Below are 2263 nucleotides of genomic sequence, written 5' to 3'. Positions count from 1 at the left end.
CATTGTCCTCTTGCCAGCGGCGTTCTGCTGTCGTTGATGCGCACTGAAGAAGCCGGCTCCCATAGCGCCGGTCGCGGAGCCGCCTTTCATGTTCAGCCTCCTGAACCTCCAGAGCCTGTTCGGCCTGGTCGTCATCGTCGCCGTCTGCTGGGCGATCTCCGAGAACCGCCGCGCCTTTCCGTGGCGGCTGGCGATCGGGGCGGTGTTGGTGCAGGCGGCGCTGGTGCTGGCGACCTTCGCCATTCCCGGCTCGCAGGTGGTGCTGGACGGCATCAACAATGCGGTGAAGGGGCTGGAGCTGGCGACTGCGGAGGGGACGCGCTTCGTCTTCGGCTATCTGGCGGGCGGGGATCAGCCCTACGCTGTGGCCAATGAGGGCGCCTTGTTCACCTTCGCCTTCAATGTGCTGCCGCTGATCCTGGTGATCTCGGCCCTGTCGGCCCTGCTGTGGCACTGGAAGATCCTGAAGTGGATCACGCTCGGCTTCGGCTTCCTGTTCCAGCGGACGATGGGGCTGGGCGGCGCCTCGGCCCTGGCGGTGGCGGCCAACGTCTTCCTGGGCATGATCGAAAGCCCGATCGTCATCCGCGCCTATCTGGACAAGCTGAGCCGGTCCGAGGTCTTCCTGATGATGGTGGTCGGTCTGGCCACGGTCGCCGGTTCGACCATGGTGGCCTATGCGACCATTCTGTCGCCGGTGCTGACCAATGCGGCGGGCCACGTCCTGGTGGCCTCCATCGTCTCGGCGCCCGCCGGCATCCTGCTGGCCCGCGTCATCATTCCGGAAAAGCCGGGCGAGGGCGGGGCGGTCGCCGACTACAACTCGGCGCTGAAGTACGACAGCGCCGTCGACGCCATCGTGAAAGGCACGTCCGACGGCCTGATGGTGGTGCTGAACATCTCGGCCGTGCTGATTGTCTTCGTGGCCCTGGTGGCCCTGGCCAACGTCATCCTGGGCGGCTTCGTCATCGCCGGAGAGCCGCTGACGATCGAGCGCATCCTGGGCGTGCTCTTCGCCCCGGTGGCCTGGCTGACCGGTGTGGAATGGGCCGACGCCCAGAAGGCGGGCTGGCTGCTGGGGGTCAAGCTGACCCTGACCGAATTCGTCGCCTTCATCGAGCTGGGCAAGGTGCCCGTCGCCGAGATGAGCGAGCGCACGCGGATGCTGATGACCTACGCCCTGTGCGGCTTCGCCAACATCGGCTCGGTCGGCATCACCGTCACCGGCCTGTCGGTGCTGATGCCCGAGCGGCGCGAGGAGGTGCTGGGCATGGTGTGGAAGGCGCTGCTGGCGGGCTTCCTGGCCACGCTGATGACGGCCTGCATCGTCGGGGCCTTGCCCGCCGCCGTCTTCGCCTAGTAGCGTTCCGAGGGCAGCCGAAGGGAACCCTCTGATGAAGCTCTATGAAAGCCGCCGCGCGCCCAATCCGCGCCGCGTCCGCTGGGTCATGGCCGAGAAGGGCGTGACCGATGTCGAGCGGGTCGAGATCGAGCTTCTGGCGGGCGAGCACCGCACACCGGCCTATCGCGCCAAGTTCGGCGTGCCGCACGTTCCTGCGCTGGAGCTGGACGACGGAACCTGCCTGACGGAATCCATCGCCATCTGCCGCTATCTGGAGGCCCTGCACCCCGAGCCGAACCTGTTCGGCCGCGATCCGAAGGAGCAGGCGATCATCGAGATGTGGATGCGCCGGTGCGAGATGTACCTGGCCAATCCGATGATGCTGAACGTGCGCTTCACCCACCCGGCCCTGGCCGCGCTGGAGGCGCCCCAGCCCCAGGTCGCCGAGTACAACCGCCTGGGCGCCGAACGCTTCATGAAGACGCTGGATCGCCACCTGGCGGAGCATGAGTTCATCGCCGCCGACCGCTTCACCATCGCCGACATCGTCGGGGCCGTGGGTCTGGATTTCGCCCGCCTGGTCAAATACCGCCCGCCCGAGGAGCTGACCCATCTGGCCCGCTGGCTGGAGACGTGCCGCGCCCGTCCGGCGGCGGCGGCGGGGATGTGAGCCTGCCTTGCGGACTCTGACGGCGCCGGATCGCGGGCTGGCTCTGATGCTGGCGGGGCTGGCGGGCTATGTCGACAGCCTGGGCTTTCTGCATCTGGGCGGGGTGTTCGTCTCCTTCATGAGCGGCAACACCACCCGCCTGGCCGTCAACCTGGCCGAGGGGCGGTGGCTGGCGGCGGGAGCGGTGGCGGGCGTTCTGCTGCTGTTCGTGCTGGGCGCCATGCTCGGGGCCTTGGTCGCGGGCGGCGAGG

General features: G+C 67.9%; 3 protein-coding genes. All 3 read left to right on the top strand.

The features are described 5' to 3' along the window. Positions 1 to 88 precede the first annotated feature (88 nt). Positions 89 to 1360, top strand: a complete 1272-nt coding sequence (locus BDIM_RS00225) for a NupC/NupG family nucleoside CNT transporter (protein WP_003163544.1) — start codon at positions 89 to 91, stop codon at positions 1358 to 1360. A gap of 34 nt (positions 1361 to 1394) precedes the next feature. Continuing rightward, positions 1395 to 2012: a glutathione S-transferase family protein gene (locus tag BDIM_RS00220; RefSeq protein WP_003163543.1), complete on the top strand. Its 618-nt coding sequence runs from the start codon at positions 1395 to 1397 to the stop codon at positions 2010 to 2012. A gap of 7 nt (positions 2013 to 2019) precedes the next feature. Next, positions 2020 to 2263, top strand: a 244-nt coding sequence (locus BDIM_RS00215; RefSeq protein WP_040344431.1) for a DUF1275 family protein, incomplete at its 3' end; no start/stop codon positions are given.

The organism is Brevundimonas diminuta ATCC 11568, assembly GCF_000204035.1.
GTDB lineage: Bacteria > Pseudomonadota > Alphaproteobacteria > Caulobacterales > Caulobacteraceae > Brevundimonas > Brevundimonas diminuta.
This window is presented reverse-complemented; position numbering and strand designations above follow the sequence as displayed.